This is a genomic window from Paenibacillus sp. RC73 (genome assembly GCF_044908085.1).
Classification (GTDB): Bacteria; Bacillota; Bacilli; order Paenibacillales; family Paenibacillaceae; genus Paenibacillus; species Paenibacillus terrae_A.
Map to the genome: position 1 here is coordinate 42,907 of NZ_JBIYCV010000015.1, position 23,091 is coordinate 65,997.

The following is a 23,091-nucleotide window of genomic DNA, read 5'->3' on the forward strand; positions in this document are numbered from 1 at the left end:
CTTTGCGCAAAGTCTATAAGCTATTTTTAAAAAGAATCCCCCACCCCCCTGGGAACAGGGAAATGAGGGACTCCTTACATATAGTATACACAATTACGACGTAATTACAGCTCGAAATTATACAGTGGCGTACTCAGGTAACGTTCACCATTACTTGGAACGATGACAACAATACGCTTGCCTTTGCCTAATTCTTTAGCCAGTTTCAAAGCCGCATGAACAGCCGCACCGGAGGAAATACCCGACAAGATGCCTTCTTCCTTGGCTACTGTACGCGCAACTTCGAAAGCTTCATCGTTTTCTACATGAATAATTTCATCATAGATGTCACGGTTCAAAATTTCAGGAATGAAGTTGGCACCAATCCCCTGAATTTTGTGGGGTCCTGGCTTGCCACCAGCCAAGATTGGAGAAGCAGCGGGCTCTACAGCAACGATTTTGATTTCAGGGAATTCTTTCTTAAGCACTTCCCCTGCACCAGAAATAGTACCACCTGTACCAATCCCGGCTACAAAACCGTCCAAGCTACCACCGATGGAGCGGATGGCTTCAACGATCTCAGGGCCTGTCGTTTCACGGTGAATCTTGATGTTGGCTTTGTTCTTGAACTGCTCGGCAGCAAAATACTCCGGATTCTCACTCAGCAGCTCTTCCATTTTCTTAACAGAGCCGTTCATGCCCTCCGATCCGGGTGTCAGCACAAGATCTGCTCCGTAAGCGCGCAGCAGGTTGCGACGCTCCAAGCTCATTGTTTCTGGCATAACGATTACTGCCTTGTAGCCCTTTGCAGCTGCAACCATAGCCAAGCCGATTCCTGTATTACCGCTGGTAGCTTCAATAATCGTACCGCCTGGTTTGAGCAGTCCTTCACGCTCAGCCTCTTCCACCATACTAATCGCGATGCGGTCTTTTACACTGGACCCTGGGTTCTGGTATTCCAGTTTCAAATAAATTTCTGCGCTATCTTCCGGTACGATCCGGTTAAGACGGACGAGAGGGGTTTCACCGATAAGTTCGGTAACGCTATTGACAACTTTAGCCATGATAAGTTCCTCCCTGACATTGAATGTTATATTAAATTTTGCAAAATCACATTGTTAATCAATCCTGGTTTTAATTTCCGATAAAAAAGGTAGGTTTTTCACGATAATCATAACAATCTTCAAATCCATTGTCAATACGAGCCATAAAAAACACGATGCCTCCAGCTCTGATTTTCAGCATCGCGCTTCCTTCAAATCAAGGATCGCTCACTCTGTTTATAGAGAAATGGAGGGCATATCTTTTCCAGGCAAAATGCGTACCCCATATTTATCACGCAAGCTTTTCTCTACCTCTTCCAGAGGGGCAGCTTGAGCGAGTGCAAGCGAGCGGCGAATTTGCTGTCGAATCTGTTGTTCGTTCGGGGGAGCTTCCAAGCGGATATCCTGTACAAAAATGACGGCGTAGCCCTCGTTAACAGCGATGGGACCAGCAACATCACCGGAGCTTAGCTCTCTCGCTGCCTCCATAATCTCTTGCGGCTGAAAAGGATCATACTCATCCACCCATCCCAGCTGTCCGCTTTTGTCTTTGCCGTCAAGATGACTAGAATGTTCTTGAAGAAGTGTATCAAAGCTTTCTCCCTGCTTAACCCGTTCAAGTAGCCTCTCAGCTTCCTCCGATTGGGTCGGGTATATGGCTGCCAACTTGATCTGCTTGCCGACTGCAAATTCCTCAGGATGTTGCTTCCAGTACTCGTCAATCTCAGCTTCCTGAACTTGAATACCCTGTGTGGCTATTTTCTCCAACCCAATCCGGTATTCCGCCTCATTCCGCAAATCATCCGGATTTAATCCAAACTGTTGCTGCATTTCATCAAAATAGGCGCGATCCGAGGCATACCCTTTACTATCCTGCTTCAGCACCTGCTGCAAATCCTCTTGGGTAACCTTGATACCGAGACGCCCAGCCTCCGCCTCCACAACTTTGCGGTTTAACATTTGCAACAGTGTAGTGGCTCCATAGCGTTTTTTCAGCTCTGCAATCCACTGTTCCTCAGATATGCCTTCCTGACCCATCTCCGCCACAGTATGATCGCCGTCGTCCTTGGTTACATCACCCGGCTTTAACAGCCCGCGAAGCATGATAAAACCACCCAAGGCGGCGACACTGACGGTCAGGATAATGACAGTCGTCCATAATCCTTTCTCCCGTGTAGTCATCGCTCGCACCGCCCATCCGGTTAGGCTTTGGCTTGATCTAACAGATTTTGCAATTCGTCTTTATTAAACTGATAAGCCTCATTACAGAAGTGGCACACGACCTCGGCCTGTCCCTCTTCCTCAATCAGCTGCTCCAATTCGCTTTCTCCCAAACTGATTAATGTTTTTTCCACACGCTCTCGCGAGCATTCACATTGAAAATGAATATCCATTTCGTCGAGAATCCGAACGTCCGGCAGCATCCAGCGCAGCATTTCATCAAGCTCCAAGCCCTGATCCAACAGAGCTGTAACTGGCGGAATGGAGCCGACTGCATTTTCGATGGCCGTAATCTCATCATCATCCAAGCCCGGAAGCAATTGAATAATAAATCCGCCCGCCACGATAACCGAGTTATCGGTATCCACCAGCACGCCCAAGCCCACCGCCGAAGGTGTCTGCTCCGATTTAGCAAAATAATAGGTGAAGTCCTCACCCAGCTCGCCGGAAATAATCGGGGTACTGCCACGATACGGTTCTTTTAATCCCAAATCCTTGATGATATGAATAAAGCCCTCTGTTCCGACAGCACCTGCTACATCCAGTTTGCCCATACTGTTGCTCGGCAAATGCACATGCGGCTCGGACACATAGCCCCGCACCTCACCTACAGCGTTGGCATCAACGACGATTTGTCCGATTGGACCGTCACCTTTAACTTGAACGGTCAGTCGCTCCTTACCTTTTAACATAGAGCCCATAATGGCACCCGCTGTAAGTGTTCGTCCCAAAGCAGCGGTGGCGGTAGGATACGTATCATGTCTTCTCCGCAGTTCCTCCACCAGTTCTGTTGTCCGGACCGCAAAGGCTCTGACCCTTCCATCCATAGCTGTACCACGAATAAGTCGATCCTGTTTCTTTTCCAAATTGATTTCCTCCCCTATGCTCAGAGCAGCTATATGATGTTATTTTCGTTAGTGTATGTTTTTTTCCGCATAACTAAAGCATGATTCCTGCTATATAAACAACCTGCATCGACAGATCACGCGAATCGTTCAAAAACGTAACATATTTCAGTATAGACGAAAAACGCCGCCAATCCAAACCGGTTTCATCTCCGGCTGGCCTCGGCGGCAGCTTATATCCATTTTTTATTCAGCGTTACGTTGGTAAATGATACGCAAGCCTTCCAGCGTCAACATCGGCAACACTTTCTGAATGCTCCGTGTCTCCGAGGCAATTAACTCGGCAAGACCCCCGGTAGCAATAACCGTAGGCTCTGCCTGCATTTCCTCCTTGATGCGCTCCACAATACCGTCCACTTGCCCTGCATAACCAAAAATGATCCCCGCTTGCATAGCATGAACCGTATTGCGGCCGATGACCTTCTTGGGTTTTTCCAGCTCAATGCGAGGCAGCTTGGAAGCTCGTTGATACAGCGCCTCCGTCGATATCCCGATACCTGGCACAATGACTCCACCCAAGTAGTTTCCCTTGTCATCAATACAATCAAACGTCGTCGCTGTTCCAAAATCCACCACAACCAGAGGACCGCCATACCGCTCGACAGCAGCAACGGCGTTCACGATCCGGTCAGCCCCTACTTCACGCGGATTTTCATAACGCAGATTAAGACCGGTCTTGATTCCCGGTCCGACAATTAGGGGCGTTCTGCCTATGTATTTGTCGCACATTTCCTCCAATACATGAACCAGCGGTGGAACGACTGAGGAGATAATGACCCCTTCAATATCATCCTTAAATACACCGCCCATACTAAAAAGATTATGTATGAGCACGCCGTATTCATCTGCGGTTGCCTGTCTGGAGGTGCTAATCCGGTAATGATGCAGCAGCTCGCGCCCCTGATACATCCCCAGCACAATATTGGTATTGCCCACATCCACTACAAGAATCAATCGGTGTCACCTATCTTTCTTTGCGTTAAGGTCAAGGCTGATATCCAGATTATGAAAAGAGTAAGTCAGCCTGCCTACAGAAATCACATCTACGCCGCTCTCAGCCATCGCACGCACCGTTTCCAGCGATACATTGCCTGAAGCTTCCGTTTTGACATGTGGAGCCTGTTCCCGAATAAAACGAACTGCTTCCTTCATCTCCTGAACGGACATGTTATCCAGCATAATAATATCCGCTCCGGCATTCAGCGCTTCCTGAACTTGTTCCATATTTTCCGTCTCTACTTCAATCGTCATCGTATGCGGAATATGAGTACGTGCCCGGGTCACTGCCTGCATAATCCCACCGGCACCCTTGATATGATTATCCTTTATCATAACGGCATCGTACAAGCCAAACCGATGATTGGAACCGCCACCCACACGAACAGCGTATTTTTCAAGCAGCCGATGCCCTGGTGTTGTTTTCCGTGTATCCACCAAGCGCGTCGAAAGTCCGTGGAGCTGGTCGACAAAAGATTTTGTTCGCGTCGCAATGCCGGACATCCGCTGAATCAAGTTTAGAGCCAAACGTTCTCCAGTCAGAATCGCATGGGTACTCCCTGTCACTTCTGCCAGAACGGTCCCCTGCTCGATCCATTGCCCATCGGTCACCAGTGGAGTGAAGGACAGCGAGGGGTCTACGACCCGAAATACGAGTTCTGCCACAGGCAAGCCCGCAGCAACACCGGATTCCTTGGCATGGATTACCGCTTTGGATTGATGATTCGGCTCGATGGTCCAGCGCGTGGTCACATCGCCCGATCCTGTATCTTCTCGCAGCCAGCTGCGAATTTGTGCTGTCAGTTCTTCCTGATACCCGCTAAACTCTCCGTAATGCTCGCTGTTAGATGTCATGAACGCACTCCTCCGTTATCCCTTGCTCACGTCGCTGCTGGACATGCTTGCGCCATACGCCATCGTCTGCTGTAGGAAAATCGTCACGGTAATGTGCTCCCCTGCTTTCCTCACGCAGCAACGCCCCATCCGTGACCAGCAAACTACAGGTGAGCAAATTGGCAAACTCAATCTCTTCCCGACTGGTCAGGACAGCGCTCAAAACGGACATCTGCCCCCGTAGCTGATCCAGTGCTGCTTGCAGCCCCTCCCCATTCCGACGGACTCCGACATAATGAACCATTGTTTCTTGCAGCTTAAGCTGCTGCTCCATGATAGACGAAGCAAGAGAGTCCACGCGGTTGTCGTTGTAGGATATCAGCGTATGACCAGCCAGCGGCGGTAAAGAATGTAACCGCTCGACAATCCTGCTACCGAATACGACCGCCTCAGATAACGAATTACTCGCCAACCGATTAGCCCCGTGTACACCCGTCGAAGACACCTCACCACAAGCGAACAGGCGTGCAAGGGTGCTTTCTCCATGCAAATTGGTCTGGATGCCGCCCATCATATAATGCGCAGCGGGCGCTATAGGAATCCAGTCCGTCGTTATATCGAGATCAAAGGACAGACATGTTCGATAAATGGTTGGAAACCGTTGCTTGATCCGTTCAGAAGGCTCATGTGTAATATCCAGATATACAAACGCAGCCTGCGTACGTTCCATCTCATGAACGATGGCACGAGCTACAATATCCCTTGGTGCCAGTTCCTGTCGGGAATCATACTGCTCCATGAATCGCTCTCCATGAATATTGCGCAGCACTGCCCCCTCGCCCCGCACGGCTTCGGAAATCAGGAATCTTGGAGCACCCGGATGACACAAAGCTGTCGGATGAAACTGTATAAATTCCATATCCCGCACAGCTGCGCCAGCGCGATATGCCATAGCAACCCCGTCCCCGGTCGCGATATCGGGATTGGTCGTGTATCGATATAATTGTCCGCCGCCCCCGGAGCATAAAATCGTTACATTCGCAGTGACATATAATCGTTCGCCATTCGGCTTTTGAACCAGAACGCCGATGCACTCGCCATGCTCGGTCAGCAGGTCGATCACCATATGCTCGTTCCATACCTCGATAGCGGGATGATCAGCGACCTTCTCTGACAATGCACGAACAATTTCATACCCAGTGGCATCCCCATTTGCATGCAAGATGCGCCGATGGCTATGTGCGCCTTCCTGTGTCAGCGCAAGTTCGCCATTCTCCCGGTCAAAAGCCGTTCCTAAACGTATTAATTCCTGTACACCGCTTGGACCCTCATGAACAAGAGCCCTGACCGCTTCAGGTTCACACAAACCTGCACCTGCAATCAGAGTATCTTGAATATGATAAGCTGGTGCATCCTCAGCCGAAGTGACAGCGGCGATGCCGCCTTGCGCATACTTGGTGTTGCTTTCCAACAATGCCTTCTTGGTAATTAGCAACACCCGCCGATTCTCCGCAGCCTTAATGGCCGTATATAAGCCCGCAATGCCGGAGCCGATAATCATCACGTCGGCTTCGAATTTGGGTAATTCCGCTACATCAAAATCAACCAGATATCTTGGAATCATGCCTTCACCTGTTTCACAGAAGAATAGCGCACACCATAGGTTGTACAGTATGCGCTCAAGGTATATGTTCAAAAGGATTGAAAGTCGGTTACAGCGGCTGACAGCTTGTATAAGCTAAGAACACGAACAGCCGTTTATTTAACAATAAATGTACACAACGTTCCTTCGTCTGTCAAATCGCCTCAGCTATTTCTCCAGTATTTAAAAAGCTCCGGAAAACCAATCGTTACTGGTTCCCCGGAGCTTTCATCTACGCATATTCAACTGTCAACCCGATGATCAGGTTGTTGTCGGTGGAGTGCCACCAGAGTTGCCCGAATTATTACCGTCCTCTGGCTTTTGCAGATTAGGAATATCATTCGGTTGATCCGTTGTATTCTTTGGCTCGTCATCCTTGCCTTGAATACGTACACGAACGTCTCCGATGTTGTCGATCACAGGCTCACCATTTTCCGGTGGTGTTCCTTCTCCCTCATTCGTGCTACCGTCCAAAGAACCTGTCTCGATCAAACGTTTAATTTGCTCAAGTTCCAGAGTTTCTTCTACCAGCAAGGTTTGGGCGATCAAATGAACCTCTTTGGAATACTTGGTCAGGAGTTCTCTGGCACGCTCATAAGACTCGGTGATGAAACGGTTCATCTCCTGGTCAATCTGATAAGCGATCTGATCACTGTAGTTCTGCTCATGACCGATATCCCGTCCAAGGAATACCTGGCCTTGCGAAGTGCCGAACTGCATTGGACCGAGCTTCTCACTCATACCGTATTCCACGATCATGCTGCGTGCGATGCTTGTTGCTTGTTGGAAGTCACTATAGGCACCTGTTCCGATTTCACCAATAAACAGTTCCTCGGATACGCGTCCACCCAGCAAACCAGTGATTTTGTCCAGTAATTCCTGCTTGGTTGTCAGCATGCGATCTTCCTTCGGAAGCATGATGACATATCCGCCTGCGCGTCCACGTGGAATAATCGTTACCTTGTGAACCATGTCGGCATTTTCCAGGAAGAAGCCGATAATCGTGTGGCCTGCTTCGTGATAAGCTACAATCCGTTTCTCGCGGTCACTGATTACGCGGCTGCGTTTTTCTGTACCTACGATAACACGGTCGATCGCTTCATCCACTTCTCGCATCGAAATATCTTTACGGTCACGACGGGCTGCCAACAACGCAGCTTCGTTCAACAGGTTTTCCAAATCAGCGCCTGTAAAGCCTGTTGTACGCTTCGCAATAACATCCATTTTAACATCTTTAGTTAATGGCTTGTTGCGTGCATGTACAAACAACACAGCTTCGCGACCTTTAACGTCTGGGCGATCAACTGTAATTTGACGGTCAAAACGTCCCGGACGAAGCAATGCCGGATCCAGAATATCCGGACGGTTCGTTGCAGCTACGATGATAATACCTTCGTTCGCTCCGAATCCATCCATCTCAACGAGCAATTGGTTAAGCGTCTGCTCACGTTCATCATGTCCGCCACCCAATCCAGCGCCACGTTGACGTCCGACAGCATCAATTTCATCAATGAAAATGATACATGGTGCGTTCTTTTTCGCGTTTTCGAACAAATCCCGTACACGGGAAGCGCCGACACCGACGAACATTTCTACAAAATCAGAACCCGAGATGCTGAAAAAAGGTACTCCAGCTTCGCCTGCAACAGCTCTCGCCAAGAGTGTTTTACCAGTACCCGGAGGGCCCACTAACAGAACACCCTTTGGAATACGGGCGCCCACAGCTGCGAACTTACGCGGATCCTTCAAGAATTCTACGACTTCAACAAGCTCTTGCTTCTCTTCGTCGGCCCCTGCCACGTCTTCGAAGGTGACTTTCTTCTTCTCTTCGTTATAAAGACGGGCTTTGCTCTTACCGAAGTTCATAACTTTGCCGCCACCGCCCTGCGCCTGATTAAACAGGAAGAAGAACAACAGGAACATGATCACCAAAGGAACAATAGAAGTCAAGAACGTCAGCCAAATGCTTTCGCCTTCCATTTTCTTCTGTACGTATTCAAATCCGTTCGTTTCACTAGCATTAACCAGTTCGGTTAAAGCAGAGTCCGTTGGCGGAACATACACAGAAAAATTGGTGGATTTGGCATTAGCCGGCTGCTTCTTATATGCACCGGTTACAAGATAGGCGTAACCGTCAAATTGGACCGTTACTTTAGAGATATTATTTGCTTTAACCTCTTGCCGTAATTGGTCATATCTAGGGAGATCGGAGGCTTCGTTACTGTTGCTGACAAACTGAACGATACCCACCACAACTAAAAAAAGAATCAAATAAAAACCAGAATTCCGGATGAACCGATTCATCCCCTACCTCCTCTCGAAACACTTAAGTTATTTTACCATAGCCTATAAGCCCTTCTCAACAAAGGACGCTATTTAGTCCTAGGACTGGAGGCTGAGATTAGCTGGTGTAGATTTCCGGCTTCAAAATCCCTATGTATGGGAGGTTCCGGTAGTGCTCGGCATAATCCAGACCATAACCCACAACAAACGCATCCGGAAGAGTAAATCCGGTATAATCAGCTTCAAGATTAACCGTCCGGCGGGCAGGTTTGTCAAACAGGGTTACGACACATACCGAATTGGCATTACGGTTCTTAAGCAATTCAATCAAATGAGTCAACGTCAGGCCACTGTCGATAATATCTTCGACGATCAGAACGTCGCGTCCTTCAACCGAAGCGTCCAAATCCTTAATAATTTTAACGACGCCTGATGACTTGGTGGACACACCATAACTGGATACAGCCATGAAATCAAGCTCAAGTGGTACTGTAATAGCTTTAACCAAATCCGCCATAAAGATAAACGCACCCTTCAGCACGCAGATCACCAACGGATTCTTTCCTTCGTATTGCACGCTGAGCTGTGCGCCCAATTCCTTGATTTTACTCTGAATTTCTTCTTCGCTGATCAATACTTCCTGAATATCATTTTGCAACGGTGTAAACCTCCTAAGTTTATACTATGAAAGCCGTTCCTGCGCAATTACCGATGCCCTGGACTCTCCTGTCTTTGCCATGACATGTATATAACCGAAGACGTGTGCTTTTGCACCGCGGCATGTACAGAACGCCGCACGCCCGGAATCCAGAGAATAGCCCCGGAACGGTCGCAGACGACGGGAATAACGGGACGCAGCGAAGGAGGTATTTTTTCATCAATGAAAATATCTTTAACCTTTTTTCTTCCGTTTAATCCCATTACATACATGGTATCTCCAGGTAATCGCGAGCGTACTGTCAACGGCAGAACCAATTCATCTGCGTCGAAGCATGCTTCCTCCTCATTTGCCGGATTTTGTCCAACCGGATAAGAAGTTCTTCGCCACCGAAGTATCCCCCCCGCCTCAGGCAATTCAAGCTCACCGGAAATAGGCAATACGTCCAGTCCATAGCACCATTCGCCCATAACGCCTTGCGTACGGTCAAACAAAACCGCTTGGTCATATTCGCGGACTCCAACTGCACCGCCGCCCAAGTCCAGACTCCACGTGGATGGTCGTTCCTGGAGAAGCCTCAGTCGAACGGTCTCAATTTTACGAAAATCTAAATTTTCACTGTCCGAAGGCAGATAATTTAATATTAGTTTAATCAACCTCCGTTGTAAAGCAACGGATAGCTTACGATAGGAAGCGATGGAAAACATATACCTGCTGTTATCTATGTGCACCAATTCCTCATATACCGCCAGCGTGGATGCCTCCATAAAATCATTTTCGTCAGCCATGGTTTCAGCCAGCCTATTTAGAGAAGGTGTCAGTTGCTCATTATATTGCCCCAAAAAAGGAAGCACATCCATACGAATGGAGTTGCGGCGGTATTTCGATGATAAATTACTGCTATCCGTTACATAGGAAAGGTCATGATACTTGCAGAACTCGATCAGGTCAGCCTTGTACATACGAAGCAACGGGCGAATGAGTTGCACATTTTTTTCCTTGCGTGTCAGCCGCATACCCGCCAAACCCGCCGGGCCACTACCGCGCAGCAAGTGCAGAAGAACGGTTTCGGCCTGATCATCCCCATGATGAGCCATCGCAATATGCTGTGCCGCCCACTTTGCAGCCGTATCATGCAAAAAGGTATAGCGCAGCTCGCGAGCCGCTTCCTGCGGTCCCTTGCCGCTCTCCTTCATATAAGCGGGCACATCAACGCGAATCATTTCAAACGGAACCTCAAGTTTCAGGGCCATGTGACGTACCTCTTCAGCCTCCGCATCCGATTCCTCCGGTCTGAAGCCATGATGGACGTGAGCACAGATCAACTGCAAAGACATATGTACAACGGATATTTCATGTAAAATGTGCAAAAGGGCCACCGAATCCGGCCCGCCGGATACAGCAACCACAATGCGGTCTCCGGGGCTCCACAGCGAATGATCCCGCGCGAGGGCGAGCACTTCCTGTACAACACCGGTCGGTTTTGTTGTTCCCATTCACGACCCTCTTTTCTGCCGACCGAAAAATGATGATCCTCTGTTATCTTATGTAAGTCCTGCCGCTACCTTAGCGCAATCCAGAGCGCTCCGGCAAGCAGCAAAAGCGAGAGAGTGAAAGCATATCCCAGCCAGCGTGGAGTTCCTCTTTTCACGGACGATTGCCTGACATGCGCAGCAGCCAGACGCGACCAGGAACGAGCCGCCACACGGGTATCGGGATATTCTCCACGCACTGCACCCATCAGCCATTCGGCATAGGGTCGTAATACACGGCTACGACGAATGATGATGGTTAATTCCGCCGTATTACGCAGCTGTGGTAGCCTGCCCGCCGCTACTTTTAACGATTCGCCCTCCAATATATGAATAGTCAGAAGGGCAAAGGCAAACAGATCATACTGAGAATCGGCATTTCGACTGCCCGCATTCCAGAATCCCCTGTCATACCATTCTGTAAATTGCTTGACGCTCCGTCCCGCAAGTGACACCCCGCCATAATCAATCAACTCGGCTTCTCCATAGGCATTGACCAAAATATTTTGAGGCTTCAAATCGCCAAATACCCATCCTGCCTGATGCAGATCAGCCAAACGATTCAATATGCCAGTTCCAGCCACACCATACCATTCCGCTCCCTTGAGCGCCACAAAACGGTGAAGCGGGTCTCCCTTGACGTATCGCATGACATAAAAGGGTATTTCCCCACCGCTACGCAAGGATACATCGTCCACCTCGAACAAAAAGGATGGATGTCCGTTTTGCTGGAGAGCGGATTGGGTTCCCTGCGACTGCAATGTGGTCAGCACGTTAATCTCCGATTGCAGATCAAGCGTGTTCTTCCCCATTTTCAGAGCAAATTGTCGATCTGCCTGTGCCTCTTTTACCAAATATACAGTTCCGTTCGCCCCACGGCCCAGCAGACGCTGAATGACATAGCTGCTCCGCTTCCACTTGCCCTTGATGACCGTTCCGGGTGCAAGAACGGGATCAGACGACGTAGTCACCGAGCATCCCTTCTCCTTTGCCATAGGATTCTTCCATATCTTTCTGTTCCCCTAGTGTAACATATCGGTAATAATCAATCACTTGTAAAATGGCTGGACCTGTTGGCGTCGCCCCCTTCATCCGCAAACGGCCAAATATCGACTTAACCTGGCTAAGTTCAGAGGTCCAACCTATATCCATTACCGCATCTTCACCCATCCGTCCCCCAGGAAAATGAAAGACAGAAATACGGCTAGGCCCGCTTCTGGACTGTAAACTGAGCAGCAAATCCCGAATACTGTCTTCTACAGCAGGCAGCTTGGGCTTCATGCTCGCACTGGCATCAATGAGCAAAGCAATTTCCAAAGCGCTGGTTTCAGTCAGTTCATCCATCACCTCGACCACCTGGGCCCGTTTGGCCGGCGGCAGTTCACCGATATGTCGAGCGCCCCCCTCACCCAAAATATGCGTTAACTCTCTATTAACCGCCTGCTGAATCGTTTGAACCACTGTTTTGCGGGTCATCATCTGCATGGTCTGTGCCAACTGCTTCGTGCCTACGATTTGGCTGAAACCTCCTCCCGCTTTAGCGATTTCCTGAATCTCTGTACTTCCAAGCTCGCCAATCGTCCCGTAATCTATGACTCCGGCTACGTTCACCGTAATGCCTTCCTGTAAAGCCTGAGCCGCCGCCATGACCGGGCTGACACCCACATTAGAGCATCCGTCTGTAATGATCAAAATTTGCTTCATAGCTTTTTGACCTCCGCTTCCTCGTAATCTATCCTGATAGATTCTATCTTTGCCGAATCTCGAACGATTCAAACGAAGAGTGCGGATTTTTTAAAAGGATGCGGAATTTCCCGGGCAATGTCTATTCAGCTAACCGTACGCGGGCGCTCCTTCCAGCTCATACCCGGTACATGAAGCGTGGCCCATTCTGGGCGGAAATGATCTATTTTGCTAACAACTACCGTCATGTCATCATAGATTTGATTTTGCTGGTAACGAATAACTCGTTCCAATAGGCAGTCGGCCAACTGCTGCGGGTCATCGCTTTCAATTTCCTGAATCATGCGCTTCATCCATATTTCCTTGTTTACCGCATAACCCGGCGAGTCGTATATACCATCTGTGATCATGATCAAAATATCACCCGGCTGTAATTGAAGCGACACCAGATCAATTTCAATATCCTGTATAATGCCAATCGGCAAATTACTGGCAGATACGGGAATGACCTCCTCCCCTCTTTTAATAAAGCTCGGTGTTGACCCAATCTTCATGAATGTCGTCCGGGCCGTATACTGATCAATTAGCGCCATATCAACCGTAGCATACATCTCCTCGGGTGATCTCAGCATCAGAACAGAGTTGACCGACTTGATCGCCAGCTTCTCATCCATGCCGGATTGCAGTAATTCCTCCAAAATTTGAAGCGCCGCGCTGCTCTCTTGCTGCGCCCGCTCTCCATTGCCCATACCATCGCTCAAAGAGACTGCAAAGGTCCCGTTCCCCAGCTCCATCATGCTGTAGCTGTCTCCCGAGAAAAAATCCCCTCCTTTGGCAGCGCTTGCTACTCCCGTGGCAATTTCATATGTTTTGGCGGAGCCAAACATGACTGTAGCCAACCCCTGGCGGCGATCTGCCGCCGTTTCGCGCATCACAGCAATATGCTCGTCCAATATGTCCGACAGCAGTGGAGCAATGATTTTCCGGCATTCGTCAAATCCCCTTGTATAAGCATGGACAATCTCAATTTCTACTTGGCCCGCATCCAAATTAATAATCTCAATAGATTGTATGGATAAGCCCAGCCGATCAAGCGCCTCTCGTATTTGCTCCTCCTGCCGATGCATGGTTTGCCCTTCCCGCTGAATTTCCCGCGCCAAATCCTCCATAATCTGCGATACGCCCGATAGCTGATCAGCAACAAGCTGACGACTGTCGTATACTTGGCGTTTCCACTGCATATTATGCTGGTAGAGGCTATACTGCTGCTTCATCACTTGCAGCACCGCGCCCGTCTTGGCGCATGCCTTGCTCCACTGCGGCGGCATCTGCTCCGGCATCAAATTCGGATTATCCTCAATAGCACTCATCATTTCCGTCATATACTGATGGGTTTGCATAAACTTGCCGTCCCAGCACTGCTCGCACTTGAAGCAGGAGGCACACGTTCCCTCCGCCACAGCGTTCATAAAATGCTCGATTTCACCTTCCGGCTTCGCGCTCTCACTCGCAGATATCTGGTGAAAGCTGCGGGATAGCTGACTGAATACGCGGGAAAATTTCGTCACCCGCTCGGCAGTGAGATCACGGACCCTTTTGGCATACTCATGCTGGGATTTGGCGTGGTCCTGCGTACCAGGAACATAGGTGGAAACCGCTTTAAAGAAGCTTTTTGGGGTCATTAAGAATAATAGAATCGCCGCACAGCTCTCCCAGGTCGATGTTAGCACATCCCCGGTTCCGTCCAAATAGATCGTCAGAATTGAGGAACCTAGCAACATCCCGAGCGCCACAGCGCCTTTTCGCCCTTCACGCAGCATCCCTGCCAGCAAACCGGCAAATGCGAGCAAACTCATCTGCACAATCGCAGACATATTGGCCAAGCTTAAAATTAAACCGGTAATCACACCGACCGAAGCACCCAACGAAGCGCCTCCCACCAAGGCGAATACCAAGACCAAATAGCGAGATAGCACATGATCGACAGACAGTGAGTGAATCGTCCATCCTACCGCTCCCGTCATCACAGAGGCCAGTAAAATGATCAGACACAAAATTTCCTCATTTTTGAGCTGGCTTGTCTTTTTGCGATACGTAAACAATGGAATGGCCTGCGTAAAAACAAGTGTCAGCATAAAGCTGAGAACCGCATCCGTCCCTACGATGATAAGGTCATACCATGTGAAGGACGGGGCCATCACCGCGTAAAATAAATTGACCATAAACACAGACAGGAAAACCATAAGCGGGGCATAAGATAATTCCAGCCGATCAAAGGTTCGTAGCCCACGATACAGGAGATAGAATACAAGCAGCTCGCCGCCAATCATGAATAAGGATGGATAAGGGGCAAGCAGACTGCCCAACACGACCGATACAGCTACAGGCAGCATCAGATCACGCCGCAGGAACATGATGACTGCAAAATAAGCGAGGGCAAAAGGGGATAGCTCGTCCAAAATGGTGGCGCGTCCCAGTAAAAATCCCATCGCAGACAATAGCAGCATCCATCTTTGCGCCGTTACCCATTGCACTGCTTTATGTGAATCCAGCCGCTTCTTGAGTCTGGAAGACCAACCTTCCGTACGTTCTTTAGATTTGGACTTTCTGGATTTCAACCCTGGAAAATGTACCACGTTCCATTTCTCCATCATGCGTCAGGCACCCCATTCATCAATTTGATGTTCCCATCTTAAACCGGAACGACTGAGAAAGTTTGTCAGAACCTCACGTCTTATTCCAAGAAATTTCCGACAAAAAAACGTTCTGCGCGAAAGCACAGAGCATCGGCCTCAATGCCAAGCTACGTCCGCTTGGAAGCGTATGGTAATTACGAGCGCCCTCTCCCTACAAAGCCCCTTCCTGTCGCCCACACTTTCGCTTAGACTAGCGATTAGCCCAGAAGATAGACGGAAAACCGTTGGAGTTTGTCGGACGATTAAGTCCACACGACAAAAAAAACGTCCACTTTTCAGCTTGATCGCCCTGCTTTTTCTTCAACAAATCTTGAATACCATAAAACGCATGCAAAATTACCGCCGGATGGATCTCCCACGCTCCCATAGCTCTTCATATATTTCAGCTATTGTCGGCAGAACGCAAAAAAACCGTAGCAGTCTTTCGACTGTACGGTTTTCCGTGTATGGTTGATACGGTTGTCAAAGTGAATTAAACACGCTTCGCGCCGCGTCCTCCGCGTTTACCTTCGGTGTTCTTTTTCAGCGACGAAATGCGTTCCTCACTATCTTTCAGGAAGCGTGACATTTTATCCTCAAATGAAGGTTTACCCGGTGCAGGCTTGAACGAACGGCCTCCACGATCGCGGTTGAAACCACCGCCACCACCACCGCGTCCTTGACTTGGACCTGAACCTGAACCTCCACCGCCGAAACGGTCGCCTCCGCCTGGTCCTCCTGTGCGCTCCGGTCTTGGAGCTCTTGGCGGACGGGCTTCACTTGCCGGCTTGTCAATCGTTTGCTTAATGGAAAGTCCGATTTTGCCGTCTTTGTCAACATTAATGACTTTCACCGTCACGACATCATTAATCTTCAGGTGATCGTTAACATCCTTAACGTAGTTATCGGCGATTTCCGAGATGTGAACGAGACCCGTGACACCTCCAGACAAATCCACAAATGCTCCAAAATGCGTGATGCCTGTCACTTTGCCCTCTAACTTGGTGCCCACTTCAATTGCCATAGAATAAAATGATCCTCCCTTAAAATATACAACCGATTTTTTTGCAAAAAAATCCCGCTGTGGTGATTTGATTATACAAAATGGCGGAACCAAGGTCAACTAAGCATTGACCCAATGATGCGCCTATTTCTGCTCCCCGATGATTGGCGTCTCTTCCGGTTTGTAAAGACCGTACTTGCTTCTGGCGATTTCTCCGATATACTCGGGGTCCTTGAGACGATTCACTTCAGTTTGGAGCTGTTGTTCCGTTTGTGTAGCAGCTTGCTTCTGTTTTTCCTTCTGGGTGAGCTGTTCACTTCGATCGGCCATAATCATACCTTGAGAAAAAAAGGTAAAAATAGCCCAACTACCAAAGGCGGCAAGCGATAGCAACCAAATCATGATTCGCCTGCGCCCGCCCGCGTTGGACTTGGACGTAGGAGATGAATGGCGATCTACAGACGAATTACGCATGATACTACCTCCTTCCAAACCATCTTTTTGCTGTGTTTTTCAGTCTGATGCCAAGCTTTACAAGCAATTCTGGAGTCCTCCAGCGCGCTTTAAGCGGACCGATCAGCCAGACGAGCGGCTTCCAAACCGGCATCAAGATGTATATCAGCATCCTTCCCAGGAACACAATAAGTGCCCATGTCCATCCGACCAGCTTGCGTACCAGCCGATACAGCGCCAACACCGGATGAACAATCAGGATGCGCAGTATGCTGTTCACGATCAACGTCAGTCTGCGGACTATCTTTAATAACATTACCACAAAACGTTGGGTTGTAACACTAAAGGCCCAAAAATAGAGCCAAACCCCCAAAAGTAGTCCTAAAAAGACATAAAACCGCAGCTCACCGCGATTACTCGCGTACAGCACACGGAAAATAAACAGGGCCGAGGCCACCCAATACAGCACGTCCAACATATGAATGCTCCAACGGGCAAAATGAAAGCGGATGGACAGCACCCGGTAGCTGTCGAACACCACTCCCATTGCTATGCCCGACAGCAGCATCCACGTCAATGTCAGCCATTGTGTGTGAGGGTTCATTTGAAGAGCTTGCCGAATAGGCTTTTTCCGTTTTTGGCCGGGGCCCCGGGCTCCAGGTAGACGAGGGAAGTAATCAGACCTTCAATGGACAGCAGCCCCTCTTCCAGACTGAGATTTTTGATATGTAAATGCTGTCCGCGAATGGTGAGATGACCCAGCTCGGTCTGAAGCAGGAACTCTTCACTGTCAAAGCTCTCCACATTGCTGACGCCTGAAATGTCGAGCTGCTTTCGGCTTTGCATGCGCAGGTCATGGTGTTTGGGCTTCCCTTGTTCAATCATGGCATGTACCCCTCCTTCTGTTCTTAGCTTATGAAGGGGACAACAGGATTTAGAACTGCACGAAAGAAACTGCATAAGAAAAAGCACCCCTTCATGAGAATATGAAGGGATGCTTTAATGTACAGCATATTAGAAAGTTAGATTCCAGTTACCAGTTCAAACCATTGTCTCTGGCAATGGGCTCTTCCTTCACTAAAGTGTACATACTTGCAGCCTCGTCCTTGCGTGTAGTGTCGGCGAGCCGTTCCACTCGCACAGTCACCAGCTTCTGGCCAAACTGGACGGTGATTTCATCGCCCACTTTGACTGCACTGCTCGGCTTGGCTTCGCGTCCATTCACCACGACTCTCCCTTGTTCGGAGACGTCCTTGGCTACCGTACGCCGCTTAATCAGCCGCGAGACTTTCAAGAATTTATCAAGACGCATTAGTTGACGGCTTCTTTGAGCTTATTACCGGCTTTAAAAGCAGGAACGGTCGATTCTGGAATTTCAATCGTGTTGCCGGTTTGTGGATTGCGGCCTGTACGGCTGGAACGCTTGCGCGTTTCAAAAGTACCAAAGCCGATCAGTTGCACTTTGTCGCCGCTGGCGAGTGCATCTGTAATTTCACCAAGAACTCCATTCAATACAGCTTCAACGTCACGTTTGCTCAAACCGCTTTTGCTGGAAATATTGTTGATCAGATCTGTCTTGTTCATAAGTTAAAAGCCTCCCAAATGTCAAAAAATAATCATCACGCTGCATGTCCATAAAATGGGGCAGACGTGAGGTCAAACTGCGGCCGAAGCCGCTCTGAACACAACTGGTGTACGGTTGCCCGTAGACTACAGTTATTTTCAGAATTACTACAAGTTATTCTGGCTTGGCCTTAAAAATCCTGCAATGGCAGTCGTTTTTTAATTCGACCCCAGTTAAGCCAACATCCTACTACAAAAGCCTCCCCATTGGCAAGTCTCCTCAAATGGACACGCTCCACACGGGCATTTGCCGCCTTTACGGCCTAAGATCTGCCAAGAGTTTTTTCGCTTCCTGCCAGTACGTCTCCATCTCATCCACGCTACTATCCTCGGGACGTCGTCCCTGCTCGCGTAATCTTTTCTCAATGTACTGGAATCGGTCCATAAATTTGCGGTTGGTGGCGGACAGTGCCTCTTCTGGATCAACTCCCATAAAACGGGCCGCGTTCACAGCAACGAATAGCACGTCGCCCAACTCCAGCAACTGCGCCTCCACGGAATGTCCCTCGCGGACCGCTTCCTTCAGCTCAGCCACTTCTTCGTCCAATTTGTCGAATACGCCTTCAATGCCATCCCAGTTAAAGCCTACTTTCGCCGCCTTTTTCTGGAGCTTGTACGACTTCATGAGCGCAGGCAAATCACGAGGGACACCATCCAGTACGGAAGGCTGTGCTGAAGCTGTGCCTTTCATCCGCTTTTCCTCGGCTTTCATCTGCTCCCAGTTTTGCAGCGCCTCTTCCGCATCCTTCGCCTGATTGTCTCCAAACACGTGTGGATGGCGGAAAATGAGCTTGTCATTCAGCCCTTGAATCACATCATACACATTGAAGGTTCCAACTTCTTCTTCCATCTGGGCATGCAGCAAAATTTGCAGCAGCAGATCGCCCAGCTCTTCCTTCATGTGATCAGGATCGTCCTCATCTATCGTTTCAATGACTTCATAGGTTTCTTCGATCAGATTTTTGCGGATCGACTGATGCGTCTGTTCCCGGTCCCATGGACAACCTTCCGGACTGCGTAAAATATCAACAATCTCATGCAGGCGGTCAAAAGAACGCCGTTTCAGCGCATCATCCTCACTACGCGGTATGTACACCAGAGACAGGTTTCCGTAGCCCTCCACCCGATCCAGCTCGTACAGTGGCACTTTATGCACCGCTTCCTCGCCCTCCACGCCAAGCGCATGACCAACGTAGACCTCATAGTCATCAGGATAGCGCTCCATTAAACACAGCTTCACATCTGAAGCCGTAAACGTATCATATACCTGTCCGATCAGCGTGTGCAACTGAGGTTGAAGCCAGCTCGCATCCAGCGTACCTGCGTCCAGCAACTGGAAACCTTCAATCGGGTCAAAACCAAGACGCACAAAAGCTTCATCCAGAAAACTTTCGCCGCCAAGGATGTTCAGTTTAATGTCCTGCGCAGGGCAACGCTCTTTGAGCAATTGTACTGCCGCTTCCGCTACCATCGGGTGACCCGGAACCGCATAGACGATTTCGCTTCCGTCGGCAGCTTTAGCGGCCGCTGCTATCAACTGAATGGTAATTTCCTCGTATACCTCTGGAAAAGATTCCTTGGTCTCATACACGGTGTCAAACGACTCGAAGGCCACTCCAAACTCATCCAGCACCTTAACTGCCGGGTGCTCCTTCGTCCGCAGATACAGCGCCGAAGCGCCCCGCATTTTGTTCAATATCCCTATCGTAAGCTGATCCGGGTCTCCCGAGCCTAATCCTACGACTGTTAGTATTGCGCTCATGTCCAATCCTCCGTTCCGCAGAAACGTGGCACACACTCCGTAAATATACGGCGCGTTGCCTGCTTCCGCTTCCTTTGCTTTGGCACTACTATACCACAAAGTATATACAGGCTCATAAAATGGCTACCCCGCCGCGCAACCGCAAGCGGCATAGCTACGGGCTACGCCAGCACGCGCAGTCTGCGCAGCACGGCTGCCAGCGGGCGTCCGAGCTTGGGCACCGCCGCAAGCTCCGCCTCCGTGATCAGCCTCAAGCGTGCGAGGCCGATCACAAACACCACGGCGCCTGCGGCTACGCCCAGCAGGCTTTCCGCCGCCGCCGTGGCACGGCCTCCGGCGGCCCACCCCAAGGCACCCAGCGCGGCGCCGGTGCCCCACATCGCCGCCGCAGCTGCGCAGGCCAAGGCGACAAGCAGTACCGCCGGCTTGAGCACGCTGGCGGACCAGCTCCAGCGCAGCCCCGCCAGGCGGGCGAGCAGCGCGATGTTGATCGCCGCTGCCAGCAGATAGGCGGCGGCTCCCGCGATGGCTGCGCCAGCCGTGCCCAGCTGCGGCACGAGCAGCCAGTTCAGCAACGCCTTGGCTGCGGCTACGGCGAGCATCGCCAAGGCTGGGGCGCGAACTGCCCCCAGCCCTTGCAGCAGCGCCGCCGAGATAATGCTGAGCGTGCCGCCTACGGCAGTCAGCGCCATCCAGCGCATGACTCCGCTGCCGGTGTCATCCGCGTACAGCATCACATTGACGGGCACCGCCAGCACAATTAAGCCTGTCGCGGCCGCTAGTCCCAACAGCCAGAACCAGCGCAGCGATTGCTCACACTGGCGGCGCGCCAGCTCCGTGCCGCCCGTTACCCGGGCTTCCGCTAACGACGGAATGAACAATGCCGACAGCGTGGTGGCAAACATCATCACCAGCTGTACAAGCGGCAGACCGCGGTTATAGACACCGAAGGCCACCATAACTCCTGTATCGTCCAATCCCTCCTGCTTTAACAAGCGAGGTACCGTAAACGTGTCCACCAAACTAATCAGCGGAACGGCCAGCGCTCCCAGGCAAACAGGCAGGGCATAACGAAGCAATGCCTTTAGTAAAGCACCGTAGCTCTCTGTCCGGTAGGCTCCTCCAGCCTGCTCCTGCGCTGTCCCGGCTGCACTCTCTAGCACACCTGATACGACAGCACGACTGCCACTCACCAAATCGTCCGTCGTTCTCTCTATGACGCCAGAACGTCCAGACGCAGTCTCCTGTATGCCCATCTGTTCTGTCTTCCCAGCGACCTGCAAAGCCTGCTCAGACAGCCTCCCTTGCCTTCTGAGCTTCTTCCTGTGGTTGCGCCAGAATAGCAGCATGACGACCAGACCCGCTGCCCCGCCAGCCGCAGAACCAAAAACAGCCCCGGCAGCAATCATATCGGGTCCGGCTCCTTGCGACAGCATAAGCAGCAACAGCATGATCATCACACCCACCCGTACCGTCTGCTCCGTCACTTGGGAGACAGCGGTCGGGATCATATTTTGCAAGCCCTGAAAATATCCCCTTAGCCCTGCCATAACCGGCACGAACAAAAAGGCAAAAGCCGCCGCCCTCACCGAGGGAATGACATGAGCATTGTCGATCCACTGACCGATCAGCGGTGCGCACGTATACATCAGCACACCCAGAATCACACCAAACATGCCCAATACAAGGGAGGATAACCGGGCTACACGTTGCCCTGCGGCCCGGTTTCCCACCGCCTCATACTCAGCTACAAATTTGGATATCGCTGCCGGAAATCCAGCAGCGGCAATGGTAATCAACAGCGTATAAAAAGGATAAACCGTATTATAAATACCGAAAACGCCGTCACCGCCGATATTTTGCAGCGGGATTTTTTGCAATGTACCGATCAGCTTGCTCGCTACCGCCGCCAGTGTCAAAATGACAGCACCCCGTAGCAGCCGCGAAGCGGCGCGATTTTCCTGCATCGTCCGTTCCCCACTCCTACCTGAAATATGCATCTTTCACGAGTCCTATTATACCGCCTCTTTCTCTGGAAAGAAAAAAAGCCCTGCAAGACGACAGACGGCTTTCGCCATTCAGTACGTCTTACAGGGTCGGACCGGGGGATTACTGTTCCATTTGTTTACCGAGGAAACCAGCGGCTGTTTCAGCCATTTTGATCTCCATTTCGGCCATTTTCACGTTTTCGTCCTTGTTCAGTAACACAACGGAACCAATAGGATCACCACCCGAAACAATGGGAGCCGCCACAAAGGACGAGAGTGTTTCTTCGTGGTCTCGGGTCAGCTCATAGGAGCCGCTGGCTGTTTCCAGTACCGTTTTGCGATTATCCATACTACCTTCGATAATGCTGCCGATCGGCTTGTCCAGAAACTCTTTTTTAGAGCCTCCGGCCACCGTAATAATGGTGTCCCGGTCGGTAATCATCGTAATATGGCCTGTGCTTTCAAACAGGGACTCAGCGTATTCTTTGGCGAAATCACCAAGTTCACCGATAGGTGAATACTTTTTCAAAATGACTTCTCCGTCACGATCCACAAAAATTTCAAGCGGATCTCCTTCACGAATTCTCAAGGTGCGGCGAATTTCCTTAGGAATAACTACCCGCCCCAGATCATCAATACGGCGAACTATACCAGTAGCTTTCATTTCACATGTTGCCCCACTTTCTCAAGAAGAATTTAGTAAACTACTGACGGTATCGAAAGACGCTTCCGCTCCCCCGGAAGCGGTCACGAAGAACGTCACGGTCATGGTGTTTATGGTGATATCTGACCATAGTATTCATCTGTTCCC

The 23,091-nt window shown here is 50.2% G+C and carries 21 protein-coding genes; all 21 read right to left on the bottom strand.

Features of this window, described 5'->3' with window-relative positions; all coding sequences use genetic code 11:
- Window positions 1-104 precede the first annotated feature (104 nt).
- Window positions 105-1,043: a cysteine synthase A gene (gene cysK, locus ABH897_RS24665; protein WP_283654067.1), complete on the bottom strand. Its 939-nt coding sequence runs from the start codon at window positions 1,041-1,043 to the stop codon at window positions 105-107.
- Window positions 1,044-1,259: 216 nt separating this feature from the next.
- Window positions 1,260-2,204, bottom strand: a complete 945-nt coding sequence (locus ABH897_RS24670; RefSeq protein WP_404521339.1) for a peptidyl-prolyl cis-trans isomerase — start codon at window positions 2,202-2,204, stop codon at window positions 1,260-1,262.
- 20 nt (window positions 2,205-2,224) lie between these two features.
- Entirely contained in the window at window positions 2,225-3,109 is an 885-nt protein-coding gene (gene hslO / locus ABH897_RS24675) for an Hsp33 family molecular chaperone HslO (protein WP_025683055.1), read from the bottom strand.
- A gap of 225 nt (window positions 3,110-3,334) precedes the next feature.
- Window positions 3,335-4,102 carry a type III pantothenate kinase gene (locus tag ABH897_RS24680; protein WP_044646049.1) on the bottom strand — a complete coding sequence of 256 codons (768 nt, stop codon included), beginning with the start codon at window positions 4,100-4,102 and terminating at the stop codon, window positions 3,335-3,337.
- A 6-nt stretch (window positions 4,103-4,108) separates the two neighbouring features.
- Entirely contained in the window at window positions 4,109-4,999 is an 891-nt protein-coding gene (nadC, locus tag ABH897_RS24685) for a carboxylating nicotinate-nucleotide diphosphorylase (RefSeq protein WP_283654065.1), read from the bottom strand.
- The gene (gene nadB, locus ABH897_RS24690; RefSeq protein WP_404592845.1) at window positions 4,989-6,602 is read right to left on the bottom strand and encodes an L-aspartate oxidase; all 1,614 of its coding nucleotides are present in this window, start codon (window positions 6,600-6,602) and stop codon (window positions 4,989-4,991) included. Before nadB ends, nadC begins: the two co-directional genes overlap by 11 nt.
- A 279-nt stretch (window positions 6,603-6,881) precedes the next feature.
- Window positions 6,882-8,924 (bottom strand): ATP-dependent zinc metalloprotease FtsH, encoded by a 2,043-nt coding sequence (ftsH, locus tag ABH897_RS24695; RefSeq protein WP_283654063.1) that lies wholly within the window; start codon window positions 8,922-8,924, stop codon window positions 6,882-6,884.
- A gap of 97 nt (window positions 8,925-9,021) precedes the next feature.
- Window positions 9,022-9,561, bottom strand: a complete 540-nt coding sequence (gene hpt, locus ABH897_RS24700) for a hypoxanthine phosphoribosyltransferase (protein ID WP_014279057.1) — start codon at window positions 9,559-9,561, stop codon at window positions 9,022-9,024.
- Between the two features lie 47 nt (window positions 9,562-9,608).
- Entirely contained in the window at window positions 9,609-11,057 is a 1,449-nt protein-coding gene (gene tilS, locus ABH897_RS24705) for a tRNA lysidine(34) synthetase TilS (protein ID WP_283654062.1), read from the bottom strand.
- Window positions 11,058-11,122: 65 nt separating this feature from the next.
- Complete coding sequence (locus ABH897_RS24710; protein ID WP_044646044.1) at window positions 11,123-12,064, bottom strand: protein kinase domain-containing protein; 942 nt, start codon at window positions 12,062-12,064, stop codon at window positions 11,123-11,125.
- Window positions 12,048-12,797 carry a vWA domain-containing protein gene (locus ABH897_RS24715; RefSeq protein WP_283654061.1) on the bottom strand — a complete coding sequence of 250 codons (750 nt, stop codon included), beginning with the start codon at window positions 12,795-12,797 and terminating at the stop codon, window positions 12,048-12,050. Before ABH897_RS24715 ends, ABH897_RS24710 begins: the two co-directional genes overlap by 17 nt.
- Window positions 12,798-12,922: 125 nt before the next feature.
- Entirely contained in the window at window positions 12,923-15,430 is a 2,508-nt protein-coding gene (spoIIE, locus tag ABH897_RS24720) for a stage II sporulation protein E (protein WP_283654060.1), read from the bottom strand.
- A gap of 514 nt (window positions 15,431-15,944) precedes the next feature.
- On the bottom strand, window positions 15,945-16,475 hold the full coding sequence (locus ABH897_RS24725) for a S1 domain-containing RNA-binding protein (protein WP_404581388.1): 531 nt from the start codon (window positions 16,473-16,475) through the stop codon (window positions 15,945-15,947).
- 123 nt (window positions 16,476-16,598) lie between these two features.
- On the bottom strand, window positions 16,599-16,928 hold the full coding sequence (locus ABH897_RS24730) for an FtsB family cell division protein (RefSeq protein WP_044646042.1): 330 nt from the start codon (window positions 16,926-16,928) through the stop codon (window positions 16,599-16,601).
- Between the two features lie 4 nt (window positions 16,929-16,932).
- Window positions 16,933-17,511, bottom strand: a complete 579-nt coding sequence (gene yabQ / locus ABH897_RS24735; RefSeq protein ID WP_149096291.1) for a spore cortex biosynthesis protein YabQ — start codon at window positions 17,509-17,511, stop codon at window positions 16,933-16,935.
- Window positions 17,508-17,792, bottom strand: coding sequence for a sporulation protein YabP (gene yabP / locus ABH897_RS24740; RefSeq protein WP_014279048.1), 285 nt, complete (start codon window positions 17,790-17,792; stop codon window positions 17,508-17,510). Before yabP ends, yabQ begins: the two co-directional genes overlap by 4 nt.
- 148 nt (window positions 17,793-17,940) lie before the next feature.
- Window positions 17,941-18,219, bottom strand: a complete 279-nt coding sequence (locus ABH897_RS24745) for an RNA-binding S4 domain-containing protein (RefSeq protein WP_014599342.1) — start codon at window positions 18,217-18,219, stop codon at window positions 17,941-17,943.
- Window positions 18,219-18,491 carry an HU family DNA-binding protein gene (locus tag ABH897_RS24750; RefSeq protein ID WP_007428028.1) on the bottom strand — a complete coding sequence of 91 codons (273 nt, stop codon included), beginning with the start codon at window positions 18,489-18,491 and terminating at the stop codon, window positions 18,219-18,221. Before ABH897_RS24750 ends, ABH897_RS24745 begins: the two co-directional genes overlap by 1 nt.
- Window positions 18,492-18,786: 295 nt before the next feature.
- Window positions 18,787-20,292, bottom strand: coding sequence for a bifunctional methyltransferase/pyrophosphohydrolase YabN (gene yabN / locus ABH897_RS24755; RefSeq protein ID WP_283654057.1), 1,506 nt, complete (start codon window positions 20,290-20,292; stop codon window positions 18,787-18,789).
- Window positions 20,293-20,453: 161 nt separating this feature from the next.
- The gene (locus ABH897_RS24760) at window positions 20,454-22,259 is read right to left on the bottom strand and encodes a putative polysaccharide biosynthesis protein (RefSeq protein WP_283654056.1); all 1,806 of its coding nucleotides are present in this window, start codon (window positions 22,257-22,259) and stop codon (window positions 20,454-20,456) included.
- A 142-nt stretch (window positions 22,260-22,401) separates the two neighbouring features.
- Window positions 22,402-22,944: a stage V sporulation protein T gene (gene spoVT / locus ABH897_RS24765; protein ID WP_044646039.1), complete on the bottom strand. Its 543-nt coding sequence runs from the start codon at window positions 22,942-22,944 to the stop codon at window positions 22,402-22,404.
- Window positions 22,945-23,091: the final 147 nt, after the last annotated feature.

Coding starts and splice junctions, on each gene's coding strand:
- cysK (WP_283654067.1), bottom strand. CDS start 1,043: ATGGCTAAAGTTGTCAATAGCGTTACCGAACTTATCGGTGAAACCCCT.
- ABH897_RS24670 (WP_404521339.1), bottom strand. CDS start 2,204: ATGACTACACGGGAGAAAGGATTATGGACGACTGTCATTATCCTGACC.
- nadC (WP_283654065.1), bottom strand. CDS start 4,999: ATGACATCTAACAGCGAGCATTACGGAGAGTTTAGCGGGTATCAGGAA.
- nadB (WP_404592845.1), bottom strand. CDS start 6,602: ATGATTCCAAGATATCTGGTTGATTTTGATGTAGCGGAATTACCCAAA.
- ftsH (WP_283654063.1), bottom strand. CDS start 8,924: ATGAATCGGTTCATCCGGAATTCTGGTTTTTATTTGATTCTTTTTTTA.
- tilS (WP_283654062.1), bottom strand. CDS start 11,057: ATGGGAACAACAAAACCGACCGGTGTTGTACAGGAAGTGCTCGCCCTC.
- ABH897_RS24715 (WP_283654061.1), bottom strand. CDS start 12,797: ATGAAGCAAATTTTGATCATTACAGACGGATGCTCTAATGTGGGTGTC.
- spoIIE (WP_283654060.1), bottom strand. CDS start 15,430: ATGATGGAGAAATGGAACGTGGTACATTTTCCAGGGTTGAAATCCAGA.
- ABH897_RS24725 (WP_404581388.1), bottom strand. CDS start 16,475: ATGGCAATTGAAGTGGGCACCAAGTTAGAGGGCAAAGTGACAGGCATC.
- ABH897_RS24730 (WP_044646042.1), bottom strand. CDS start 16,928: ATGCGTAATTCGTCTGTAGATCGCCATTCATCTCCTACGTCCAAGTCC.
- yabQ (WP_149096291.1), bottom strand. CDS start 17,511: ATGAACCCTCACACACAATGGCTGACATTGACGTGGATGCTGCTGTCG.
- yabP (WP_014279048.1), bottom strand. CDS start 17,792: ATGATTGAACAAGGGAAGCCCAAACACCATGACCTGCGCATGCAAAGC.
- ABH897_RS24745 (WP_014599342.1), bottom strand. CDS start 18,219: ATGCGTCTTGATAAATTCTTGAAAGTCTCGCGGCTGATTAAGCGGCGT.
- ABH897_RS24750 (WP_007428028.1), bottom strand. CDS start 18,491: ATGAACAAGACAGATCTGATCAACAATATTTCCAGCAAAAGCGGTTTG.
- yabN (WP_283654057.1), bottom strand. CDS start 20,292: ATGAGCGCAATACTAACAGTCGTAGGATTAGGCTCGGGAGACCCGGAT.
- ABH897_RS24760 (WP_283654056.1), bottom strand. CDS start 22,259: ATGCAGGAAAATCGCGCCGCTTCGCGGCTGCTACGGGGTGCTGTCATT.
- spoVT (WP_044646039.1), bottom strand. CDS start 22,944: ATGAAAGCTACTGGTATAGTTCGCCGTATTGATGATCTGGGGCGGGTA.